This window comes from Marinomonas aquimarina, assembly GCF_900089755.1.
GTDB classification, from domain to species: domain Bacteria; phylum Pseudomonadota; class Gammaproteobacteria; order Pseudomonadales; family Marinomonadaceae; genus Marinomonas; species Marinomonas aquimarina.
In genome coordinates, this window is the sequence record NZ_FLOC01000007.1 from 91937 (window position 1) to 112930 (window position 20994).

Here is a 20994-nt window from a genome sequence, read left to right on the forward strand (position 1 = left end):
ATCGAAGCGCTACAGCGCTTCGATATTATCCAAACACCACTCTGCGCGTTCTAACACGGCATCCTGCTGTGCCTTGTCTTGTTTATCCCAGTTACCGTAAATCATGCCGATACGAGGGTTTTTCAGCAGCTTATCGCGGTGCTGAATCATAAAGCGCCAATACAAGCTGTTCAGCGGGCAGGCTTGCTCACCGACTTTCTCTTTGACGTTGTAATGGCACGACGAACAATAATCGCTCATCTTTTGAATGTAACTGCCGCTCGCTGCATAGGGCTTTGAAGCGACCCAACCACCATCGGCAAACTGGCTCATGCTGCGTGTGTTGGGCAGCTCGACCCATTCGATGGCGTCCACATAAATGCCCAAATACCATTCATCCACTTGATCCGGGTGAATACCCGTCAGCATACAAAAGTTACCCGTGACCATCAGACGTTGAATATGATGGGCATAGCCATAATCCAAAGATTGGCCAATGGCGTTGGCCAAACAGTTCATCTTGGTGTCGCCGGTCCAGAAATACTCCGGCAAATCGCGCTCGGCATTGAGGGCATTTTGCTCATGGTAGTCCGGCATATTGATCCAATACATGCCACGCACGTATTCACGCCAGCCTAAAATCTGCCGCACAAAGCCTTCTACTTGCGCAATGTCGATGTCTTTGCGATAGCGGTAACTGAGTACCGCCGCTTTGATCACATGGCTGGGGTGCAGCATCTTGCTGTTTAGCGCAAACGATAGACGCGAGTGGTACAGGCTCCAGCCATGGGGTGTTTGATCGGTCATGGCGTCTTGGAAGCGGCCAAAATTGGGCAGCAAGTGGTCACAGAAATACTGCAACAGGGTCAGCGAATCATGGCGTGACACGGGCCACAAGAGCTGCGTCTGCGCTTTGCCAATATAAGGAATCTGATGTTGTTCGATGCGTTGCACAATATGCGTCACATCGTGACTGAACAGCAAGGGTTCAGGAATATGTGCCAAGTCTTTCTGTTTGAGCGCCTGACGATTGGCGTTGTCGTAATTCCAGTTACCACCGACGGGACTGTGATCCTCTTCCATCAAGATGTTAAAACGTTGGCGCATCTTGCGGTAGAAGTGTTCCATACGGATGGTGGTTTTGGCCTTGAAATGGCGCGGAATTTCTTCAAACGGCAGCATAAAGTGTTCGGTATCGGTGAGCGATACCGGCACCGATGCGTTGCTGGCAATGGCCTGGTAGTCCATCATCACGCGATACTCATCGGGGCGTTGCAGCTGGATACGGCTGACTTGGTAGGCCTTGGCCATGCCGAGCACCAGTGATTCCAGAGTCTGACCTTGGGTGTCATCTAGGGTCAGGTACTGCACATGGTGTCCCGCATCTTGCAGCGCTTTGGCGAAGTTTTCCATGGCCAAAAAGAAAGCACACAGTTTTTGAATATGGTGCTTTACGTAAGTGGCTTCGGGATGCAGTTCGGCAATCAAATGCAGCACACCGGCTTCAGGCTTGCGAAACCATTTGTGGGCCGCGTTGAGTTGGTCGCCAAGGACAACGCGCAGGGTGTGGTATTGGCTCATGAGCGGTCTCCGCTACGACGGCTGTTGCGGCGCACATGGGTGGCCAAAATGCGCTGCTTTTCTTGTTGCACTTGTGCGGACGAGCGAAATCCCCACAGGCGTTCGCGGGCGGCTTTGGCTGCGTCACTTAAGGATACGATTGGGCTGGGATAATCGTGGCCAATGCGGCATTGATACAAGGTTTCCTCCATGGTCGTCATTTCCCAAGGTGTGTGGATCAGTGGGCTGGGCACATCCTTTAATTCAGGCAGCCAGCGTCGTAAAAATATGCCCTCAGGATCTTGCTCCTGAGATTGCTTCACTGGATTATAAATGCGTATGGTATTTGCGCCAGTGATGCCCGCCTGCATGTGCAATTGTGGGTAATGGATGCCCGGCTCAAAGTCCAAAAACAGGCGCGCCAAGTGATGCGCTGCCAAACGCCAATCAATATTTAGATGATGGCACAAAAAGCTCACCAGCATAGCGCGCATGCGAAAGTTTATATAGCCAGTAGAGTGTAAAGCCCGCATGCACGCATCGACCATGGGAAAGCCTGTTTGCCCCACTTGCCAAGCGTATAAATCCTGGCTGACCTGATCATCCTGACGGTAAGGAAAATTATAATAGCCCCGATTGATCGGACGCCACTCCATGTCGCACTCACTCTCAAATTTTTGCATAAAATGACAGTGCCAATGCAGGCGTGAGCTGAGGGCGACTAAGGTGCACCGCCAGCCCTTGGTGTGCCATCGTGAGAGCAGGTCTTGATAGACCTCGCGCAGGCTAATATTGCCCCACGCCAAATAGGGCGATAGGCGACTACAAGCGTTGCGGCTGGTGAGCGGGCTAGACAGTTCACGGTAATAGTTTTGACCGCGGCCATCATAAAAACTTGCTAAGGTTTGCCATGCTAACGTGGCGCCGCCAGTTTGCATGCCACGCTGTGGTGTCTGCCAGCTGTTGGGGAGGTGGCAGATAGGGCTTTGCGCCGTACACCAATGCGCGTGCGCCAAGGGCGTTGGCACAATCGTGCGGCGCATCAGCTGCTGCCAGTGTTTATCCCATTGATCGCGATCCTTGAGTGCGCGAATCACCGCGCCACTGGGGGATTCCTGCCAGTCGATCTGCTCTGTTTGGCACCAAGCTTGAATCGCTCTATCGCGCTCAAAGGTGCGTTGGATACCGATTTCTTGATAACTGTAGAGCGCACAAAAGCCCAGTTGCTGATGTAATGCCTGCAGCGCCGACAAGGCATTTTCAAAGCGGATGTGCAGTGTCGCAGCGTAGGCATCGAGGTCTTGCTGCATGTCTTGGAGGGATTGCCAGACAAAGCGCCAGTGGCGCTCATCATAGTGGGGGTCATCGATCAGCTCTGGCTCAAACACATACAGCAACAGCACTGGATGCCCTGTGGCAATGGCTTGGCTCAGCGGAGCGTGATCGCTAAGGCGAAGATCGCGTTTGAACCACACCAGCACTGGCGCTTTCGAGGTGTGGGTCATCATGGTTTAGGGGAAATGGGCCAGTCGGCGGCGTCCATTGAATCTAACTGCTCATCAAACTGATGGCCGTACCACTTTTCAATAAAGTGATGCTCAGGGTCGTACTGCTGAGTTTGTTTCTCAAGGTTAAAATGACGACCACCACGGGGATCCGCCCCAACCCCCGCGATGTATTGCCAATTGCCCCAGTTTGAAGCCACATCGTAATCCAGTAATTGTGATTCAAAATAGGCGGCACCATAACGCCAGTCCACCCCTAAGTCATAGATCAGGCAGCTGGCAGCCAATTGACGGCCACGATTGCTCATAAAGCCCGTTTCATTCAACTGTTTCATACAGGCATTGACGATCGGGTAGGGGGTATTGCCGTAACACCACTTACGAAAGCGTTCTGGGTAAAAGCTGCGTTGTGTGGTGCGCTGCTGGATGCCGTTGGCGGCAAACAGACGCTTACCATAGCGGCTGGCGTACCAGTGGAAATACTCGCGCCAGAGCAATTCAAAGAAAATCCAATAGCTGGACTCATTGGCCCCATGATCGCCTTCGTAGACCTCTAAGCACGCTTTAATCTGGCGCGCCGAGATACTGCCTTGTGCCAGCCAGGGGGAGAATTTGGTCGAGTTCTCCCAGCCATCTAGCTCGTTACGCGTCGCCTTGTAGGTGCTGGGCAAGTCGGTGGCAAAGTAATCACTTAACTGGGTCAGCGCGGCGCGTTCGCCGCCATTAAAGCGCGCTTGCTCGGTTTTGGCTGGTCGCACTTGCCACGGGCTAAAGTCGGGCAGGCTAAAGGCGGGCATCGGTGGCAGTTGTGCAGCGTCAGGTAATGGCGCGGTCACCTCAATGGTTTCCATCATTTTACGGAACTTGGAAAAACTGTCAGGCAGTTCTGCCAGCGCAAAAGGCAACTGGCTTTGTGCAAACAAGCCTAAGCCATAGAATTGTTTAATTTGAATATCAGGGAAGTCGAATGTAATCTGATTGAGCGCCTGTTGTTCATACCAACCCGCATGGTGGTTGCGGTAGACATGGGTAATCGGCAATTCGTTAAACAAAACCGGTAGCGCGACTTGGGCATGCTTTTGTGTCACCCATAGGGTTTGGCCGAGTGCCTGTAAGTTGAGTGCCAATTCATCCAAACCATCCCGTAAAAAGCGATCACGCTTAGGGGAGGGGGAAGAGAGACTGTTGAGGGCGGAGTGTTGCGGTAATAACGGGTCACAATAGACACAGATGAGCTGGTCTACTTCCCGCATAGCGTGCCACAACATGACTTGATCTGCGGTGCGCAAGTCATTACCAAACCAAACAACTCCGATGCTCATAAAGGGCTCCTGTTACTGTCTTACTCATTTACGCAACAAACTGTCCTTTGGATTGCAACAATATCGGTAGGATCTTCTTGTAAATGTAGGTGAGAATAAATATCATTGGCATAAATTTACTTTTCCCTATTAACTGGAGCGTGCAATGAATAGCACTATGGAACAGATTAAAGACTTTCTCATTGTTGGCGGGCCTGTAGTATGGATCCTACTGGGCTTCTCTATGATCGCGCTGACGATTTTCATAGTGAAACTATGGCAATTGGCACTGTTACGTGCCGAAAGCCGCAAAGCGATCAACGCAGCGCTAGACGCTTGGCGCGCTCACGATATTAATAATGCACTGGCGATCTTGTCGGATAAACGTCCTGTAGAAGGGGTCGTGGCATACTGTATGGAAGCGCTGCAAAGCACCAAACGTGAAGCATCGGTGGTGCGTGAAGAAGCAGAGCGTCGCGCTATGAATACGTTGCATGACCTGCGTTCATTTTTACGCCCACTGGAAATTATTGGTTCATTGAGCCCGCTGTTAGGTCTACTCGGTACGGTATTGGGCATGATCACGGCTTTCCAACAGATGGAAGGTGCGGGTGCGCAAGTGGATCCATCGGTATTGTCCGGTGGTATCTGGCAAGCATTGCTAACCACGGCGGTGGGTATTGCTGTGGCGATTCCAGTGATTGCGATGCACGCTTGGCTAGAGCGTAAAGTAGAGCGCGTGGCACACAACATGAACGATGCTGTGACTCAGGTTTTTACCTCAAAGGAAGGTGAACGCTTGGCAGCTGTGGCGGCGCGTGAGGTGTTGAATGCCGCTTAATCTTGAGCAGAAGCGCAAGAAGCAGGCCGTCAGCTTAACACCGTTAATTGATGTGGTTTTTATCCTTCTGTTGTTCTTCATGCTGACCTCTTCCTTTGTCGCATGGAGAACCTTGGATACCCCCATGCCTGCCCCAGACGCGAGTCAAACCCCTGAACAAGATAAGCAAGATCCGTTAATGTTTGAATTACGTGGTAATGATGGCCAAGTTTGGTTTGATGGCCGTAGCATCTCGGTCAGCAACAGTGACCAAATTCGCGATATCGTGCACAACAATAAGGATCGTTTGTTCGTTCTTGAAGCCGCTGACGAGGTGTCGTTACAAACATTGATGACGCTTGCTGACCAATTGAAACTGCAGGGAGCAGAGAAGCTCTCGATCGCAAACGCGTTTAATGAATCTCAACCATGAATATCAAGCAAAAATTTATTGCCCAACGTGACAGTCATAGTGGCGATGACGGCGTCATTCCCTTGATCAATGTTGTCTTCTTGATGCTGATTTTCTTTATGGTGGCCGGCCAGATTCAGAAATCTGACCCAATTAAGATCACGCCGCCGGACTCCATTAACGAGCAGCGTCCTAGCACTGAACCGAATGTTATGCTGGTGGTGGGCAGTGCTGGTGAAATCTACTTAAATGACGACCTGGTGGTGCTTGAAGAGGTGCAAACACGTTTATCCAACTTGTTTGATCAAGCCCAAGACCCAGAGGCTTTTTGGGTACAGGTCAAAGCAGATGGTCAACTGAACATCGAAAAAATGCGCCCTTTATTTTCTGAAATTCGCCAAGCGGGCTTAACCAAAGTGAGTATCGCCACCCAGCTAAGTAAAGGAGCCTCCGAGTGAAAAAAACACATTGGATCGTGGCCGGTGGCTTAGCGGTGTCCTTGCATGCAGGGGCTTTCTATACCGTATTTCTGAGCTCGAGTGATGCCTCTGGCAGCCTCGCCGCTGGAGAGCAGGGCATTGAGTTTGATCTAGGCATGCTCGGTGATATGGGCGCGGAGGAAGAGAGTATTGTGACGCAAGCCGAAGTCGTTCCACCAGAGCCTGAGCCGGAACCCGAGCGAGAGCCTGAACCAGAGCCAGAACCAGAACCGGAGCCTGAGCCTGAGCCTGAGCCGGAACCCAAACCCGAGCCGAAGCCGGTGCCGAAAGTTGAGGTGAAGCAAAAAAGCGAGATTGTTGAACCGGAACCAGAGCCAGAGCCTAAACCGGAACCAAAACCTGAGCCGAAGCCAGAACCTAAGCCTAAGCCGAAACCAAAGCCGACTCCGGTTGTTGCAGAGCAAGCCAATGCCAAGCAAACGGTGGTGCAGCAGAAAGCGACCACAGGGCGTGCCAGTGCCAGCTCAAATGGTGGGCAGGCCGGTGCTAAGGCGGACTATTACGCGAAGCTGGCGGCCAAGTTAGCCAGCAACAAACGTTACCCTCGTGCGTCGCGTCGTCGTAATGAAGAAGGGGTGGTCACGGTTTCGTTTGTGGCGTACCCAAATGGTGACGCCAAACAGATCCAAGTGACGAAGAGCTCTGGCTCGACGCGCTTGGATAAGGCGGCCATCGACATGGTACAACGCTCGCAACCTTTGCCAGCGTTCACCTTGGAGATGGGTGCTAACCCACTAGAGATTACCTTACCGGTTTCGTTTCAGCTGAAAAACTGAGCGCGGTCGACTTGGCCGAGCGTGGTAACAGTAACCACACTCGGCCAAAGTGTTTGAGTTGACCGGCATGGAAGTGGGCCTCCTCACCAATGCCTTGGTACCAATCGATATGGCCAGATCCTTTAATGGCTCCGCCTTTATCCTGCGCCAACAATAAGCGAAATTCATGGCCGACCAGCTCGCCTTGAGCATCCAGCTTCGGCACTTCGCCGAGTAAAATACTGCCTAGCGGGATGACTTTCGGATCCACTGCCACCGAGTGCAGGGGCGTTAACGGTACGTTGGCGGCGCCCACTGGCTGCGTTAAGCCCTCACTAAAAAATAGGTAGCTTGGGTTGGTGGCCATCACTTCGCGCATCTTTTCAGGGTGATCTGCGAGCCATTCACGAATGGCTTGGGCGGACATCTGCTCGCGTGGAATCTCATCACGTTCAATCAGCACTTTACCAATACTGCGGTAGGCGTGTCCATTGACACCGCCCCAAGACAACAAGCGGCGTTCGCCGTCTTCAAACTCGACCATACCTGAGCCTTGCACATGCAAAAAGAAGTTATCCACGAGGCTGGCAGTGTACGCAATTTCTAAGCCCTGACCGTCCAGCGCACCTTCAAAGTCGATTTGCTCGCGAGAGGGCAGAGGTGTGCCCTTAGGCAGGTTGGGTTTGCGATACAGAGGGTATTTGTAGACGTCATCTGGTTCATGGCGCACCGACATCACCGGCACATAATAACCGGTGATTTGCACATTACCGCGTTGGTCCATGCCCGAGATCTGATGGGCACTGAGTTGTGGCCAATAGGTAGGATGATCGACCCAGGTACGGATTTCTTCAGCGGTGGCACGCAAGTCGTCGCGACTGATGCGCAAGTTACCGACTTCATAGTCGCGGGCGCTGATGCGATCTAGGTAGCGCACCTGCTGTTGAATGCCGTGAATAAACGAAGCGTCTGGATAGGGCAAGCCAGGTGGCAAGCGCTCATCTAAATAGAGTTGCTCGCGCTTGGGGGCGTCTGTGTCGCGGCCGTTATTGGGGAAATCGTTAGAGGAATCAATCTCGCGGGTGCTACAGGCGGATAAAATCAACAAGGGTAGCAGTAAAACTAAGAATCTTGGTGTCATAGAAACAAATGCTTGGCGTAAAACCGATCAGACAGAGGAATTGCTTAATAAGTTCACGCGAGCGCATGCATTAGACATTCATAGGCTTGGCGCAGACTGATAAAGCGTTCGGGATCGCCGCCACGGTCTGGATGTGCGTCCCGTGCCAGCTTGCGATATTGACGTTTAATCGCGTCTTTATCATCAATCAAGTCATGGTTTAATGCTAGTGTCTTTAAGGCATCTTTACGCTCGTCTACGCTAGCAATGCCCAGATAAAAGCTTTGCAGTAGCTGCTCGACATCGTCTTTATCCGTATTGACGTATTCTTCCCAGTCCGAGTAGTAGGCCGCTAGCTTGGCATCGTGGCCATTGGACATATCTGTGGTGCCTGTGTTGGGCTCGGCCGCACCGTATTGTAGATGGATGTGCAAGCCAGTGATGTTGAGGCTGATCTGCTCCTCTTGCCAGAGACTGCTTTGCAATTGGTAGAGCGCGTTCATGATGAGAAAGTTTTGACGAAACAGCAGTAAATTTGGATCGTCTGCTAGCTTTGTCAGCATGGCGTGCTTTTCCTTAAGCGCTTTTAACAGGTCATATTCGCCGATGCCTTCGGGATGATCGCGAAGAATGGCTAAAATATCTGGAATAAGAGGGTTTCTCATTGCGTTGCTCCTGGCCTTCTTAAAAGTGTAGGTGACGCAAATTGTCTGGGTCAAAGCGCGACATGTAACCATGAGGTTATTTTTATTTATGATAGTTTACATATTGTTACTTTTGGCGTTAATAGCGATTTTCTTTGGCCCACAGATATGGGTCAAAAAAGTCTTAAAGCAGTATCGCTCACCACGACCAGACCTACCAGGTAGCGGTGGGGAGCTTGCTGAGCATCTGCTAAAACGTTATGAATTACATGATGTTAGAGTCGAAGCGGCGGATGAGGGGCGAGATCATTATGATATTCAAGCGAAGGTGGTGCGGCTCAGTCCCTATGTCTTGAACGAGCGTTCATTGACGTCGGTGGCAGTGGCGGCCCATGAAGTGGGGCATGCCATCGCTCATCACCGCCAAGAAACCGTGGCACGCCTACGCACCCGCTATTTGCCAGTGGCTATGATGGTACAGCGCTTAGCCGTGATTATGTTGTTTGCTTGGCCATTGCTGAGCGCCGCCCTTCGATTGCCCTATACGCCGCTGCTACATGGTCTGGTGATCGTCACGTTGGGCTTGGTCACTGTGTTTGTGCAGCTGGCGATCTTGCCGGAGGAGTGGGACGCGAGCTTTAATAAAGCCTTACCTATGCTGAAAAAAGGCCGCTATTTGCCGAGCCAAGATATCCCCAAAGTACGCCGTATTTTGACCGCTTGTGCCATGACCTATGTGGCGTCAGCCTTGATGAATATCTTGTTGTTCTGGCGTGTGCCGAGACGTTAGAGAATGACCAGTTCCATAGGCTGATAGGTGAGTCCTGCGCTTTGACCCACTTCTCCGGTGATCTCAAAACCATAGTTCTCATAAGCAGAGACGGACGTTAGAGACGCTTTAACCGTCACCGTATCACTACCGGCATGGTTCAATAACTCTTCGAGCAAGGCTCTGCCGATGCCTTGCTCCTGCTTATCAGGGCGTACAAATAGCATGGATAAATGATGGCCTTCGCGCAGCTCTGCGACACCGAAGACTTCACCGTCTGCTTCTGCCACCAGCATTGTCGTATCCTTATTCATACGTTCTCGAAAAGCTTCAGGTGCTGCGACGCTTTGAAATGTCGCAATGCCTTCAGCGCACAGCATTGGCGCAACCGAATGATGAAAAGCCGCTAAACAGACCGTACTGGCGGCGTCCAAATCTTGAGGGGTTAATGTCCGTATCTTCATGTGAGCTCCTTACATCGTTTGGATCACTTTATAAGAAAAGGCATGGTGCGTCTTTGACTAAAAAGTGATTTGCTATAAATCAGTCAATCTTGTGGGGGCCGCTCGTCTAGCTACCTGAGGGGATGCGAAGGTTGCTCCCCGAGCGGAGTCGGGTCGTACGATTCTATATAACCCTCCCCTTGAAAAGGGGAGGGAACATGAGAGGCTTGCTGGATAAACACAAAAAAAGGCCTCCGAGGAGGCCTAAATAAGGAGTAACGCTGGACCCAGCAACTAACGTTGTTGAGTTTGGTACTCAGGGTGGATCCATACTGGCGCGTTCGCAGACGGAAGTAGGGATTTCCCTAAGATCATGTCGGCCGCACGCTCGGCGACCATGATGGTCGGGGCGTTGAGGTTGCCGTTAGTAATGGTTGGGAAAATAGATGAGTCCACTACGCGTAGATTTTCTACGCCGCGAACTCGACATTCCTCGTCCAAAACCGCCATTGGGTCGTCGTCTGCACCCATCTTGCACGTACAAGATGGGTGGTAGGCGCTTTCGACGTTGTCTTTTACCCAACGGTCGATCTGTTCATCCGTCTGAACATGCATACCCGGTTGAATTTCTTCACCACGGTACTGATCCAAAGCTGACTGTTGCAGCAGTTCACGGGTCAAACGGATGGTATCGCGCCAGTCCTGTTTGTCCTGCTCGGTGCTGATGTAGTTAAACTGAATACGTGGGTTCGCTTCTGGGTCGTTTGATTCGATCCAGACTTTACCACGGCTCTCGGGTTTGTTCGGACCCACGTGTACTTGGAAGCCGTGACCCTCTACCGCTGCCTGACCGTCGTAGCGCATCGCGGCCGGTAGGAAGTGGTATTGAATGTTTGGCGACTTAAGTCCAGCGCGAGAGCGGATAAAACCACAGGATTCAAAATGGTTGGTGGCGCCCAAGCCGTCTTTAAACAGAATCCAACGGGTGCCGATCATGCCTTTGCTGATCAGGCCGAGTTTGCTGTTCAGTGACACCGGTTCTTTACACCAGTATTGGAAGTAGACTTCCAAGTGGTCTTGTAGGTTTTCACCCACCCCTGGTAGGTTGTGCACGACTGGCACATGGGCATTGTCCAGCACCGCCTTAGGGCCGACACCTGAACGTTGCAAAATCGTTGGTGAACCAATCGAGCCAGCACTTAAGATGACTTCTTTGTTGGCTTTGCAGTGCTTGATCTGGCCGTTTTGGCGGTACTCAAGCCCCACCGCACGTTTGCCCTCAAACAACACGCGCTTGGTCAGTACGCCGGTCACCAGTGTTAGGTTTGGGCGTTTCATGGCGCGGCGAAGGTAGGCGTTTGAGGTGGAAGCTCGTACGCCATCTTTGACCGTCATATGCATCGGACCAAAGCCTTCTTGACGGTAACCATTGTAGTCGTCGGTCATACCGTAGCCCGCTTCGGCCCCCGCGTTGATAAACGCTTGGTACAAAGGGTTCATGGTCATGTCGTTACCGTTGTTGGTCGACAATGGGCCGTCACCACCACGGTAAGTGTCGGCCCCGCCTTTCCAAGATTCGGCGCGTTTGAAGTACGGCAGCACGGTTTGGTAGTTCCAGCCTTTGGCGCCGTGCTCTTCCCACTCGTCGAAGTCGCAGGCATGGCCACGCACATAGACCATGCCGTTAATAGAAGACGAACCGCCTAACACTTTACCGCGCGGGCAGTGCATTTCTCGGCCGTCTAGGCCTTGTTCTTTGTCCGTGTGGAATTGCCACGCGTACTTGTCGGTGTTCATTGGGTAAGATAAAGCGGTCGGCATCTGGATAAAGATGCTCTTATCAGAGCCGCCCATTTCCAGTAGTAACACCTTGTATTCACCGCTTGCCGTTAGGCGGTCCGCCAGCACACAGCCTGCGGAACCTGCACCAACAATGATGTAATCGTATACGTTGCTCATGCTGCCTCCGCTGCTTAGTAAGGGCTAGGAATATCTGTCATTGAAACCAAGACACTTTTCACTTGGGTGTAAGCACGTAGTGTCTCAATACCGTTTTCACGACCCACACCAGACTCTTTGTAACCGCCTACTGGCATTTCTGCTGGCGACGCGCCCCAAGTGTTGATCCAACAAATCCCCGCTTCTAGCTGTTTGATCACACGGTGAGCACGGCTCACATCTTTGGTGAAAACACCTGCTGCAAGGCCATACTTTGTGTCGTTGGCACGACGGATCGCTTCGTCTTCGTCTTTGAAACTTAGTACTGACATGACTGGGCCAAAGATCTCTTCACGAACCTGTGGCATGTCGTCAGTGCAGTCAGTGAAAACGGTTGGTTGAACGAAAGCGCCGTTGTCACAGCCGTTTGCTGTGTGGCGTTCGCCGCCACATAACAAGGTTGCGCCCGCGTCTTTTGCCGCTTGGATGTAACCTAGGACTTTTTCCATGTGGTCTTGGTTAATCAATGAGCCTACTTGAGTGTCCATATCCATTGGGTCGCCAATGATCATGGCTTCGGTACGCTGTTTTAGTTCTGCTTTGAAGGCGTCTAGCATGTCTTCGTGAACAAATACGCGAGTACCGTTAGTACACACTTCACCTTGAGTGTAGAAGTTGGCCAGCATGGCACCGGATACCGCTTGGTCAACCGGCATATCAGGGAAAATGATCAGCGGTGATTTACCGCCCAGTTCCATGGTCACATCTTTTAGCGATGATGCTGATGCCGACATCACTTTCTTACCTGTGCCGACTTCACCGGTGAAGGATACTTTGTCGATCTCTGGGTGGTTGGTGATCAATTGACCGGTGCTGGCGTTGCCTTGCACGATGTTGAACACGCCGTCAGGAAGGCCTGCCTCAGTGAAAATTTCCGCCAGTTTGTACGCCGTTAGCGGTGTTTCTTCGGAAGGTTTGAAGATCATCGCATTGCCTGCCGCCAACGCTGGACCAGATTTCCAGCAAGCGATTTGAATCGGGTAGTTCCAAGCGCCGATACCAGCACAGATGCCCAGTGGTTCACGACGAGAGTAGAAGAAGCTGTCCGCATCGAGGTCTTGGAAGTCGCCTTGAATTTTGTCGGCTAGGCCGGCGTAGTATTCGATCACGTCGGCGCCGGTTTGGATGTCGACCACGATGGCTTCTTGCAGCGGTTTACCGGTATCCAATACTTCAAGCTTGGCGATTTCTTCGTTGTTTTCACGCAGTAGATCAGCCGCGCGTTTTAGGATGCGGCCACGCTCAACACCACTCATTGCGGCCCAGATACGTTGACCCTGTTTCGCAGAGTCGATGGCGGCTTGCAGTTCAGCAGCACCGGCAGTTTCGATCGTTGCTAGTAATTCGCCTGTTGCTGGGTTGTAAGTGTTAAAAGTTTCACCAGTCGTTGACGCAAGGTAGCGGCCATTGATGTATTGCTGCTTATTTGCCATGTATCACCTCTCAAAACTAAATAACGGGTCCTGTATGGGACTGAAATAGGGGGCTCGAGATAACTTAGCACTGGGCTAATTTTTTATTAAATGAGCGTTTAATAAAAATCATTGTACATAAAATGAGTGATTTTGAAATGGATAACGGCAAAAAAATTTCGCTCGGGGTGGAAAAAGTGGTGGTGTTGGGGCGCTCAGAGACAAAAAAAGGGCCTTTACTCAATGAGTAAAGGCCCTTCGGAACCGTAGACGAAAGTGTTTATATTTCGAGTACGCAGTTGTGTTCTGGGCTAACTGGGCTTTGCGCATAGGCGTCGGCACTGTCATCGTTGAGCCAAGTGGTGCCGTCGATCAAGTAGCGAAATTGATACTGCTTGTCTTTCTCCAAGTTGATGGTGGAGGAAAATACGCCGGTTTTCTGTTTACGCATCGGTGTGGCCGATTCGTCCCAATTATTAAAGTCTCCGACAAGGTGGACTTTCTTCACCCCTTCCAGTTGGTCGACTGGCAGGGCAAACTTCACTTTGCACTCGGGTTTGGTTTTCAAATAGGTTTTTTCGATCATCTTCAGCTCCTTGAGTCCGCAACAGGATTCATGTGACTTATGCACATCCAGTTTTTTTGCAAGCAAGTCTTACGCCAATGGGGACAAGTTAGGGGGTTATCCCCAGTCCAGCCACTGTAAAGCGCTCCTATAACCGATACTACATAATATGAGCGCTAAAAATGAGGGCATATTGTCTAAACTATGCACAATTTCTTGGCTTAAGCGGCTAAAATATTAGCAGTAACACAATCATAATGAGGAGGTTTCCATGGAATTCGCTCATGTGGTCTTACTTATTTTAGCCGTCGCCTTAGTCTTTAAACTTGCCTATCTGTGGTATCTCAAACACCATCAACAGGACAAGCATCACTCCCATCACGACTCTTGAGTCGCCTCATGAGAGGTTAGGTAGCGTTTGCGTTTGCTGTCTTTGACCTTATTCAAATCCACCAATACCAAGCCGTCCACGCAGTAGCCAAAGCTTGCGTCGACACCAAAGTCGAGGAAGCGCACACCGCCGTCGTCACACAGTTCACTGTATTGTTTAAACAGCGTCGGCACGGCGGCGCCGAGATTGCCTAACTGCTCTTTCAGGCTACGGAAGTCTTCTTCGTAGCTGTCGCCTGTAAAGTAGCTAGCCAATAGTTCTTTGTGCTCTGGCTGAATCGTGTAACGGTTGTAAGAAGCCGCTAGATGATCTTGGTCGGCAAAATAGGTGCGGTAGAAGTGCACAATCATGTCTTTCGCCAGTGGTGGGAAATTGCCACTCAAGCTGACGGGACCAAACATATAGCGTACTTCTGGGTGTTTCATTAGGTAGGCACCAATGCCGTACCAGAGGTAATCTAGGCTGCGTTTGCCCCAATACTTGGGCTGCACGAAGCTACGGCCAAGCTCAATACCTTGCTCGAAATAAGACTCCATATCACAGCTGTAACTAAATAAAGTGCTGCTGTAAAGGCTTTGGTCTTTGTCGGATTTTAGGTAACGGTAGACTTCACCAATGCGGTATGCGCCGACGATTTCCAGCTCCTCTTCGTCCCACAATACTAAATGGCGGTAGTACTGATCGTACTTATCCAAGTCTTTTTGCTCGCCAGTGCCTTCGCCCACTTTACGGAAAGCGATCTCGCGTAAGCGACCGATTTCCTGCATCAAACTCGACTCATGTTCGTATTCGGCCAAGTAGATTTGCTTGTTGTCTTTAGTCGATCCCAAGTGCTCAGCTCGTTTGAGCTCTAATTTTAGTTGCTGACGATTTTGGGGATGCGAGATGGTTTTTTCGGTCTTAAGCAGAGGCTTGCGACCCTTGGCAATGCGGTACAAATGACGCTTCACCAGCTTGTTCTTTTCTTTGCTGCTGAGTGGCAACTTAGCCAATTCTTGAATCGGAATTGGTTCACCCACTTGAATCGGGATGCGACGATTGCGTTGGCGGAACATCTCGTTGGCCAGCTGCATGGTCGACAATGGACGGTATACCCAAGAGCTGGTGTAGAACATCATCGAGTTACGGCCACCGATATGCACGGGCAAGATTTGACTGTTGGTTTTCTCAGCGATCTTAAGGTAGCTGGAGTTCCATTTCAGGTCTTTCACACCGCTCGGTGAGAGGCGCGATACTTCCCCTGCAGGAAAGATAATGACGCATTCTTCACGATGTAAGCAGTCCATGATGGCTTTTAATTGCTTACGTCCCGTTTTGCCGCCCATGTTGTCGACTGGCAGTACCAGACCTTTTAGGGCGTCAAAGCCCATCAGCAAGTCGTTCGCAACGATCTTAACGTCGGGGCGGATCTCAGCAATAAGGCGCAGAATCGCTAGGCCATCTAAGGCACCGAGAGGATGGTTAGCAACGATCAAGGTGCGGCCAATGGCTGGGATATTGCGGCGATCTACTTGGCTCGCTTGATAACCAAAATTGAAATGGTCCAGCACGCGATCAATAAACTCAAAGCCGACACAGCTGCCGTGTTGCTCGAGGAATTGGTTAACTTCGCTTTCGTGAAAAAGACGTTTTAAAAAGCTGACAGTGGGTTTGGTAATAAGAGGGCTCTTATCAAAAAAACCGGGGGCCTTACTGGAAATAATTTGTTCGACTTGTAACACGATATTGCTCCGCTAACCTTTACATATCTCGTAAACAGGCTAGGGAGTGACGGTGACAGGGGAGTGACGAATTTGTGTCGGCTTGATGACAAAGTGAACAGTTTTGTGGCGCCACAAAAAAGCCGATCGGTGATCGGCTTTAGAGAATTATTCGGCTTTAGGTTTGCTGTTGCCGAGGGTGATATGGCGTGAGCCTTTAAAATTGCTCTGGCCACTAACGCCAGGATCGATTTGCTCGATTTGTCCACCACGTGCCAAAAACTCTTCCATTTGTTTTTCAATTGTCGCGGATGTCTCCATTGGAACATCGGCTTGTTTCTTTTTTGCAGCCACGGTGTATTCCTTGTAATTTTTAGATTGAGTTCTAATTATATCAAATTTCAAGGGCCATGGCTTTAGTTTATTTTTTCGACGATATTAGCCGCTGTTCAATGCACTACTAGGGTGAAAGTAGCGCATGATCGGATTGAGTAAACGGGTCATCCAACCGGTAAACTCGATTGGGGAGTCGAGCACAATCAAGCAGATACATTCAGCATCTTTGGTTACCCGAGGTTGATGTTTGTGGCTTTGATCGCGACAAATAAAGTCACCTTCGCGGTATAATCCGTCTTCATCGGAAAACGCCCCCTTGAGTACCACGGTAATTTCATTACCGGTGTGGCGATGACTTGGCAGGCGGGCACCCGGTTTGACGCGGGATAAGGCAATCTGTACCCCACCCATTTCATTACTAAGAGTAGCCAGCTTGAACGAGGGGGTTAAATGAATCCAGTTCAAAGCATTAAAGCCTTTTGGAATAAAGCGGCGCAAGGATTCAGGTACATACCGCATGCCCTCGCGTACCTCTGTCTCGGCGTCCGGTTGCGCTTGTGTGATGGCTGCCAACACATTGCTTTTAAGTTTGGCCATGTGCGCTTGGCTGGCGGTTTCAGTATGGCTGGCTAACATCTCTGCGCCGACCATATTAAGACGTCTTACTTGCTCGCGGCACTGGGAACATTGATCAAGATGCACGGACACCGCTAACGCATGAGCGAGGGGCAGGCTTGCCGCAGAATATTCGGTCAATATGTCGAGTGTTGGGTGGCAGCTAAGCATAACGACTACCTCTTTATAATTACGGATAACTTGTGCAACGCAAGGCGTACGCGAGACTTCACCGTACCCAAAGGCAGGCCCAGTTCTTGCGACGCTTCCGAGTGGCTTTTACCTTCCAAATAGACCTTTGACAGCACCTGCTGTTGTTCATTGGGCAATTGGCTTAAACCGTCACGGATACGCTCTTCATCACGTTGCTGTTGTGCTTCACGAAATGGATCGGCGTTTTCATCCGCCATCTCGCTCCAAAAATCTTCTGGATCTATATCGCTTTGGTAACGACCATTCTTGCGCATGTAATCAATGCGCGCATTACGAGCGATGGTAAAAATCCATGTGTTTAGCGATGCTGTCGCTGGGTTATACAAATGCGCTTTATTCCAAATACGGATCATCACTTCCTGTGCAATGTCATCCGCCATTAAATTGGCACCAGGCTGTGCCGCAAGGCAAAAAGCTCGGATACGTGGCGCGTAATGATCAAACAAGCGTTCCAGAGCTCGAGTATCTCGGGCGGTGGCAACTTGTGTTATGGCGTCCACCAAACTGGTGTCGGCGCTGGTTTCAGAAACAGTGTTCATCCTAAGCTCCAAACGTGCACGTGGGTCAGTCTGGGTGTGGCGAAGACCCCTTCGCAGTAGCATTATACGAAGAAGTATTTGGCTTGGATCAGTGATCTAAAGACTTTTTTACAACGTAATTACCGCACAGACATACTTCATTCTAGGACGCTCAGGACAATCTGTATGCAGACAACCGACTTGAATCCCAAACATGCCTTAATTGAACGCTTTAAAGCGTTCTACAAGGACGTCAAGCATCCGCGTCTTGATGCTATTGGCGAAGTCTATTCCAGTCAGGTTAAGTTCCGGGATCCGATACACCAAGTCCAAGGTTTAGATAAGCTGCATGCTTACCTTTATGACATGTGTGAAAGTGTGGGCAGTGGTCGGTTTGAATTCTTAGACCAACTAGTCGGCACGGATACCGCCTACATAAAATGGAATATGTACTTCCAGCATCCTAAACTTGGCAGCGAGACCATTATTGTACGTGGCATGTCGCAAATCCAGTTTGACGATCGTATTTATTATCATGAAGACGTTTACGATATGGGGCAGATGGTTTACGAACATGTGCCTGTTGTCGGTTGGGCGGTCAAACGACTGCGCAAACGTCTCACCACGGAGGGGTAAATGAGTACCACAACAAGCAAAACAGTATGGATTACTGGTGCCAGCTCTGGGTTAGGGCTGGCCTTAGTAAAGCATTATCTACTGACCGGCCATAAGGTGATCGCGTCAGCGCGCCGTGAAGGTGAGCTGAAACATCTGCAGCGCCTGTATCCAGATGAGCTTTACTTTATTCCATTCGATGTTACCAAGGACAGTGACATCGATACGGCTAAAGCGGCATTGGAGCAACGTACTAAGCGTTTGGATCTGGCCATCCTTAATGCCGGCACCTGCGAATATTTGGACATTGAAACCCCAGATTGGGCGCTGTTTGAACGGGTCAACCAAGTCAACTACATGGGCATGGTGCGTTCGTTACAGGTGTGTTTGCCACTGTTAAAAACCACCCCAGAGGCGCACTTAGTTGGGGTCTGCTCGCAAGCGGTGCAAGCGCCTTTTATCCGCTCCGAGGCCTATGGCGCGAGCAAGGCCGCAGTGCGTTATCTATTGGATTCATTACGCCTCGATCTGGCACCGGATGACATTGCCGTAAGCTGTATTATGCCAGGCTTTATCGACACGCCACTGACCCAGCGAAACGATTTTGATATGCCGTTTATTATGTCTCCTGAGCAGGCCGCCCACCGTATTGAGCAAGCCATTAGCAAACGCGTTTACGAATATGCCTTTCCAAAACGTCTGTCTGCGGTATTGGCACTGGCTCGTTTGTTTCCTAGAACATGGTTTAAGCACAACGCGCGCAAGCGTTCCAAATAAAGGACAAGACACATGAAAGTTGCCGTCATTGGTAGTGGTATTTCAGGATTAACGGCAGCCTATTTGCTGCGCAGTGAATATGACATCACAGTGTTTGAGCGTGATGCGCGTATTGGGGGCCATACGGCCACTAAGGTGGTTGACGACCAAGGTATTGAACGTCATATCGATACCGGCTTCATCGTCTACAACGACTGGACCTACCCCAACTTTATTCGCTTGATGAAAGAGCTAAAAGTGGTGACCCAACCAACCGAAATGAGCTTTAGCGTCAGCTGTGAGCGTACTGGGCTGGAGTATGGCGGTAACAATTTAAATACTTTGTTTGCGCAGCGTAAAAACGTGGTGAATTGGTCTTTCCTGACCATGCTGAAAGACATTTTGCGTTTTAACAAAGAGTCGATCCAAGATTTGGAATCGGGCAAGTTAGAGGCGTCGATTACGTTGGGGGAATATTTAAAACGCCAAGGCTATGGTGACACCTTTGCGAGCCATTACCTGATCCCCATGGGCAGTGCCATTTGGTCGGCGACGCTTCAGGAAATGATGGACTTCCCGCTGATTTTCTTTGTCCGCTTCTTTAAGAATCATGGCTTACTAAGTGTCAATAACCGCCCACAGTGGCATGTTATTAAGGGCGGCTCAGCAGCCTACTTAAAACCACTAACAGAGCCATTTAAAGACAAGATTCGACTCGATAGTCAGATTGAAAAGGTGGTTCGTGCGCCGGGTAAGGTGACGTTGTACTTCGCTGACCACAGCCACGAGGAATTCGAGCATGTGATCTTTGCCTGCCACAGTGATCAAGCGCTGGCGCTGCTAGGCGAGGATGCGTCCGCCCAAGAACGAGAGATTCTAGGGGCGATTCCTTATCGCGACAACGAAGTGGTGTTGCATACCGATACGGCGTTACTGCCGAAGGCAAAGCTGGCTTGGTCGAGCTGGAACTATCATTTGGGTGCTGATCAAACGAAGCCTGCCACGCTCAGTTACAACATGAACATTTTGCAGGGTATCGAAGGCTCCCGTGAAACCTTCGTGGTGACGCTCAACCACAGTGATGGGATTGATCCTAATAAAATCATTGGCCGTTACAGCTACGCTCATCCGACCTTTACCCTTGCCGGTATTCAAGCACAAGAGCGTTGGCACGAGATTAACTTCGGCAACACTTGGTTCTGTGGCGCCTATTGGCGCAATGGCTTCCATGAAGACGGCTGTTGGAGTGGGGTACGTGTAGCCAAAGCATTAGGAGTGAACTGGTAATGTCTGATTGGGCCAGTGCTTTGTATACCGGGCAGGTGCGCCATCGCCGCTTTACGCCGCGACAGCATGCTTTCACATATGAAGTGGCCATGGTGCTGTTTGATTTAGATGAAGTGGAACAGCTATTGGCTCTCTCCCCCTGGTGGTCAGCGAAGCGCTGGCGTCCGGCGCGTTTTGTACGTGCCGACTATTTTGGTGACCCAGCCATACCGTTAAAGCAAGCGGTGCTGGATGAGGTAAATGGCCGCTTAGGGCTGGCGTTAGATGGTCCTGTGCGTCTGCTGACCAATGCCCGATATTTTGGTTATTTGATCAATCCCATTTCCGTGTATTACTGCTATGACCAGCAACAACAGCTGCGTGCCATGATGCTGGAGGTGACCAATACGCCATGGGGGGAAAAGATCTCTTACGTATTTTCTTGTGATCCAGAGCGTCCGATTCAGCGTATTCATATCAACAAGTCGATGCATGTTTCGCCGTTTCATCCGATGGACCATTTCTATGATTGGCGCAGTAATCAGCCGGGTGAAAAGCTAGCGATTCACATGCAAAACAAAGAACAAGATGGTGAACAGCAATGTGTGTTTGACGCGACTTTATCGTTGCGTCGAGAAGCCATCAGCAAAGCCAGCCTGAATCGGATTTTATGGCGTTATCCTTGGATGACGGCGAAGGTGGCATGGGGCATTTATTGGCAAGCCTTAAAGCTGTTCATGAAACGTGTACCAATACACGATCACCCTAAACATAAGTTAGGGCATTCTTCGGATTAAGGAG

At 50.6% G+C, this 20994-nt stretch carries 22 protein-coding genes; 9 read left to right on the plus strand and 13 right to left on the minus strand.

The genetic code is table 11. From position 1 onward, the window contains the following. Positions 1-9: 9 nt before the first annotated feature. The 3 genes from MAQ5080_RS07490 to MAQ5080_RS07500 are packed head-to-tail and all read right to left on the minus strand — an operon-like array spanning position 10 to position 4366. Positions 10-1560 (minus strand): cryptochrome/photolyase family protein, encoded by a 1551-nt coding sequence (locus tag MAQ5080_RS07490; RefSeq protein WP_067208286.1) that lies wholly within the window; start codon positions 1558-1560, stop codon positions 10-12. Then, the gene (locus MAQ5080_RS07495) at positions 1557-3047 is read right to left on the minus strand and encodes an FAD-binding domain-containing protein (protein WP_231915734.1); all 1491 of its coding nucleotides are present in this window, start codon (positions 3045-3047) and stop codon (positions 1557-1559) included. Before MAQ5080_RS07495 ends, MAQ5080_RS07490 begins: the two co-directional genes overlap by 4 nt. Continuing rightward, positions 3044-4366 (minus strand): DASH family cryptochrome, encoded by a 1323-nt coding sequence (locus MAQ5080_RS07500; RefSeq protein ID WP_067208294.1) that lies wholly within the window; start codon positions 4364-4366, stop codon positions 3044-3046. The genes MAQ5080_RS07495 and MAQ5080_RS07500 overlap by 4 nt, the downstream gene beginning before the upstream one ends. A gap of 145 nt (positions 4367-4511) precedes the next feature. On the opposite strand from MAQ5080_RS07500, the gene MAQ5080_RS07505 reads away from it, so the two are divergent. The 4 genes from MAQ5080_RS07505 to MAQ5080_RS07520 are packed head-to-tail and all read left to right on the plus strand — an operon-like array spanning position 4512 to position 6853. Continuing rightward, positions 4512-5186, plus strand: coding sequence for a MotA/TolQ/ExbB proton channel family protein (locus MAQ5080_RS07505; RefSeq protein ID WP_067208298.1), 675 nt, complete (start codon positions 4512-4514; stop codon positions 5184-5186). Continuing rightward, the gene (locus MAQ5080_RS07510) at positions 5176-5598 is read left to right on the plus strand and encodes an ExbD/TolR family protein (protein WP_067208301.1); all 423 of its coding nucleotides are present in this window, start codon (positions 5176-5178) and stop codon (positions 5596-5598) included. The genes MAQ5080_RS07505 and MAQ5080_RS07510 overlap by 11 nt, the downstream gene beginning before the upstream one ends. Further along, positions 5595-6035, plus strand: coding sequence for an ExbD/TolR family protein (locus MAQ5080_RS07515; RefSeq protein WP_067208304.1), 441 nt, complete (start codon positions 5595-5597; stop codon positions 6033-6035). Before MAQ5080_RS07510 ends, MAQ5080_RS07515 begins: the two co-directional genes overlap by 4 nt. After that, complete coding sequence (locus MAQ5080_RS07520) at positions 6032-6853, plus strand: energy transducer TonB (protein ID WP_067208308.1); 822 nt, start codon at positions 6032-6034, stop codon at positions 6851-6853. Before MAQ5080_RS07515 ends, MAQ5080_RS07520 begins: the two co-directional genes overlap by 4 nt. Here MAQ5080_RS07520 and mltA read toward each other — a convergent pair. Beyond that, complete coding sequence (gene mltA / locus MAQ5080_RS07525; protein ID WP_067208311.1) at positions 6819-7973, minus strand: murein transglycosylase A; 1155 nt, start codon at positions 7971-7973, stop codon at positions 6819-6821. The two genes, MAQ5080_RS07520 and mltA, sit on opposite strands and share 35 nt — an antisense overlap. Positions 7974-8026: 53 nt before the next feature. Next, positions 8027-8617 (minus strand): DNA-J related domain-containing protein, encoded by a 591-nt coding sequence (locus MAQ5080_RS07530; protein ID WP_067208315.1) that lies wholly within the window; start codon positions 8615-8617, stop codon positions 8027-8029. A gap of 88 nt (positions 8618-8705) precedes the next feature. Here MAQ5080_RS07530 and MAQ5080_RS07535 point away from each other — a divergent pair, with 88 nt between their 5' ends. Then, positions 8706-9386: a zinc metallopeptidase gene (locus tag MAQ5080_RS07535; RefSeq protein ID WP_231870808.1), complete on the plus strand. Its 681-nt coding sequence runs from the start codon at positions 8706-8708 to the stop codon at positions 9384-9386. Here the strand turns inward: MAQ5080_RS07535 and MAQ5080_RS07540 are convergent. From MAQ5080_RS07540 to MAQ5080_RS07575, 8 genes are all read right to left on the minus strand, one after another. Continuing rightward, a complete protein-coding gene (locus MAQ5080_RS07540; RefSeq protein WP_067208318.1) occupies positions 9383-9829 on the minus strand; it encodes a GNAT family N-acetyltransferase in 447 nt (148 codons plus the stop codon). The genes MAQ5080_RS07535 and MAQ5080_RS07540 overlap by 4 nt on opposite strands. A 273-nt stretch (positions 9830-10102) precedes the next feature. Further along, positions 10103-11767: a choline dehydrogenase gene (gene betA / locus MAQ5080_RS07545; protein WP_067208322.1), complete on the minus strand. Its 1665-nt coding sequence runs from the start codon at positions 11765-11767 to the stop codon at positions 10103-10105. A gap of 14 nt (positions 11768-11781) precedes the next feature. Further along, positions 11782-13239: a betaine-aldehyde dehydrogenase gene (betB, locus tag MAQ5080_RS07550; protein WP_067208325.1), complete on the minus strand. Its 1458-nt coding sequence runs from the start codon at positions 13237-13239 to the stop codon at positions 11782-11784. Between the two features lie 259 nt (positions 13240-13498). After that, a complete protein-coding gene (locus tag MAQ5080_RS07555) occupies positions 13499-13804 on the minus strand; it encodes an isoamylase early set domain-containing protein (protein ID WP_067208328.1) in 306 nt (101 codons plus the stop codon). A 357-nt stretch (positions 13805-14161) separates the two neighbouring features. After that, a complete protein-coding gene (gene olsF / locus MAQ5080_RS07560; protein WP_067208330.1) occupies positions 14162-15895 on the minus strand; it encodes a bifunctional ornithine lipid synthase OlsF in 1734 nt (577 codons plus the stop codon). A 147-nt stretch (positions 15896-16042) separates the two neighbouring features. Continuing rightward, positions 16043-16228: a PFL_1563 family small protein gene (locus tag MAQ5080_RS07565; RefSeq protein WP_067208333.1), complete on the minus strand. Its 186-nt coding sequence runs from the start codon at positions 16226-16228 to the stop codon at positions 16043-16045. Between the two features lie 84 nt (positions 16229-16312). Continuing rightward, the gene (locus tag MAQ5080_RS07570; RefSeq protein ID WP_067208336.1) at positions 16313-16996 is read right to left on the minus strand and encodes a ChrR family anti-sigma-E factor; all 684 of its coding nucleotides are present in this window, start codon (positions 16994-16996) and stop codon (positions 16313-16315) included. 5 nt (positions 16997-17001) lie between these two features. After that, entirely contained in the window at positions 17002-17577 is a 576-nt protein-coding gene (locus tag MAQ5080_RS07575) for a sigma-70 family RNA polymerase sigma factor (protein WP_067208339.1), read from the minus strand. A 165-nt stretch (positions 17578-17742) separates the two neighbouring features. Here MAQ5080_RS07575 and MAQ5080_RS07580 point away from each other — a divergent pair, with 165 nt between their 5' ends. The 4 genes from MAQ5080_RS07580 to MAQ5080_RS07595 are packed head-to-tail and all read left to right on the plus strand — an operon-like array spanning position 17743 to position 20990. Beyond that, positions 17743-18192, plus strand: coding sequence for a nuclear transport factor 2 family protein (locus tag MAQ5080_RS07580; protein WP_067208342.1), 450 nt, complete (start codon positions 17743-17745; stop codon positions 18190-18192). Then, on the plus strand, positions 18193-18948 hold the full coding sequence (locus MAQ5080_RS07585; RefSeq protein WP_067208345.1) for an SDR family NAD(P)-dependent oxidoreductase: 756 nt from the start codon (positions 18193-18195) through the stop codon (positions 18946-18948). A gap of 12 nt (positions 18949-18960) precedes the next feature. Then, positions 18961-20214 (plus strand): NAD(P)/FAD-dependent oxidoreductase, encoded by a 1254-nt coding sequence (locus MAQ5080_RS07590; protein ID WP_067208348.1) that lies wholly within the window; start codon positions 18961-18963, stop codon positions 20212-20214. Beyond that, positions 20214-20990 carry a DUF1365 domain-containing protein gene (locus tag MAQ5080_RS07595; RefSeq protein ID WP_067208351.1) on the plus strand — a complete coding sequence of 259 codons (777 nt, stop codon included), beginning with the start codon at positions 20214-20216 and terminating at the stop codon, positions 20988-20990. The genes MAQ5080_RS07590 and MAQ5080_RS07595 overlap by 1 nt, the downstream gene beginning before the upstream one ends. The last annotated feature ends 4 nt before the right edge of the window (positions 20991-20994 follow it).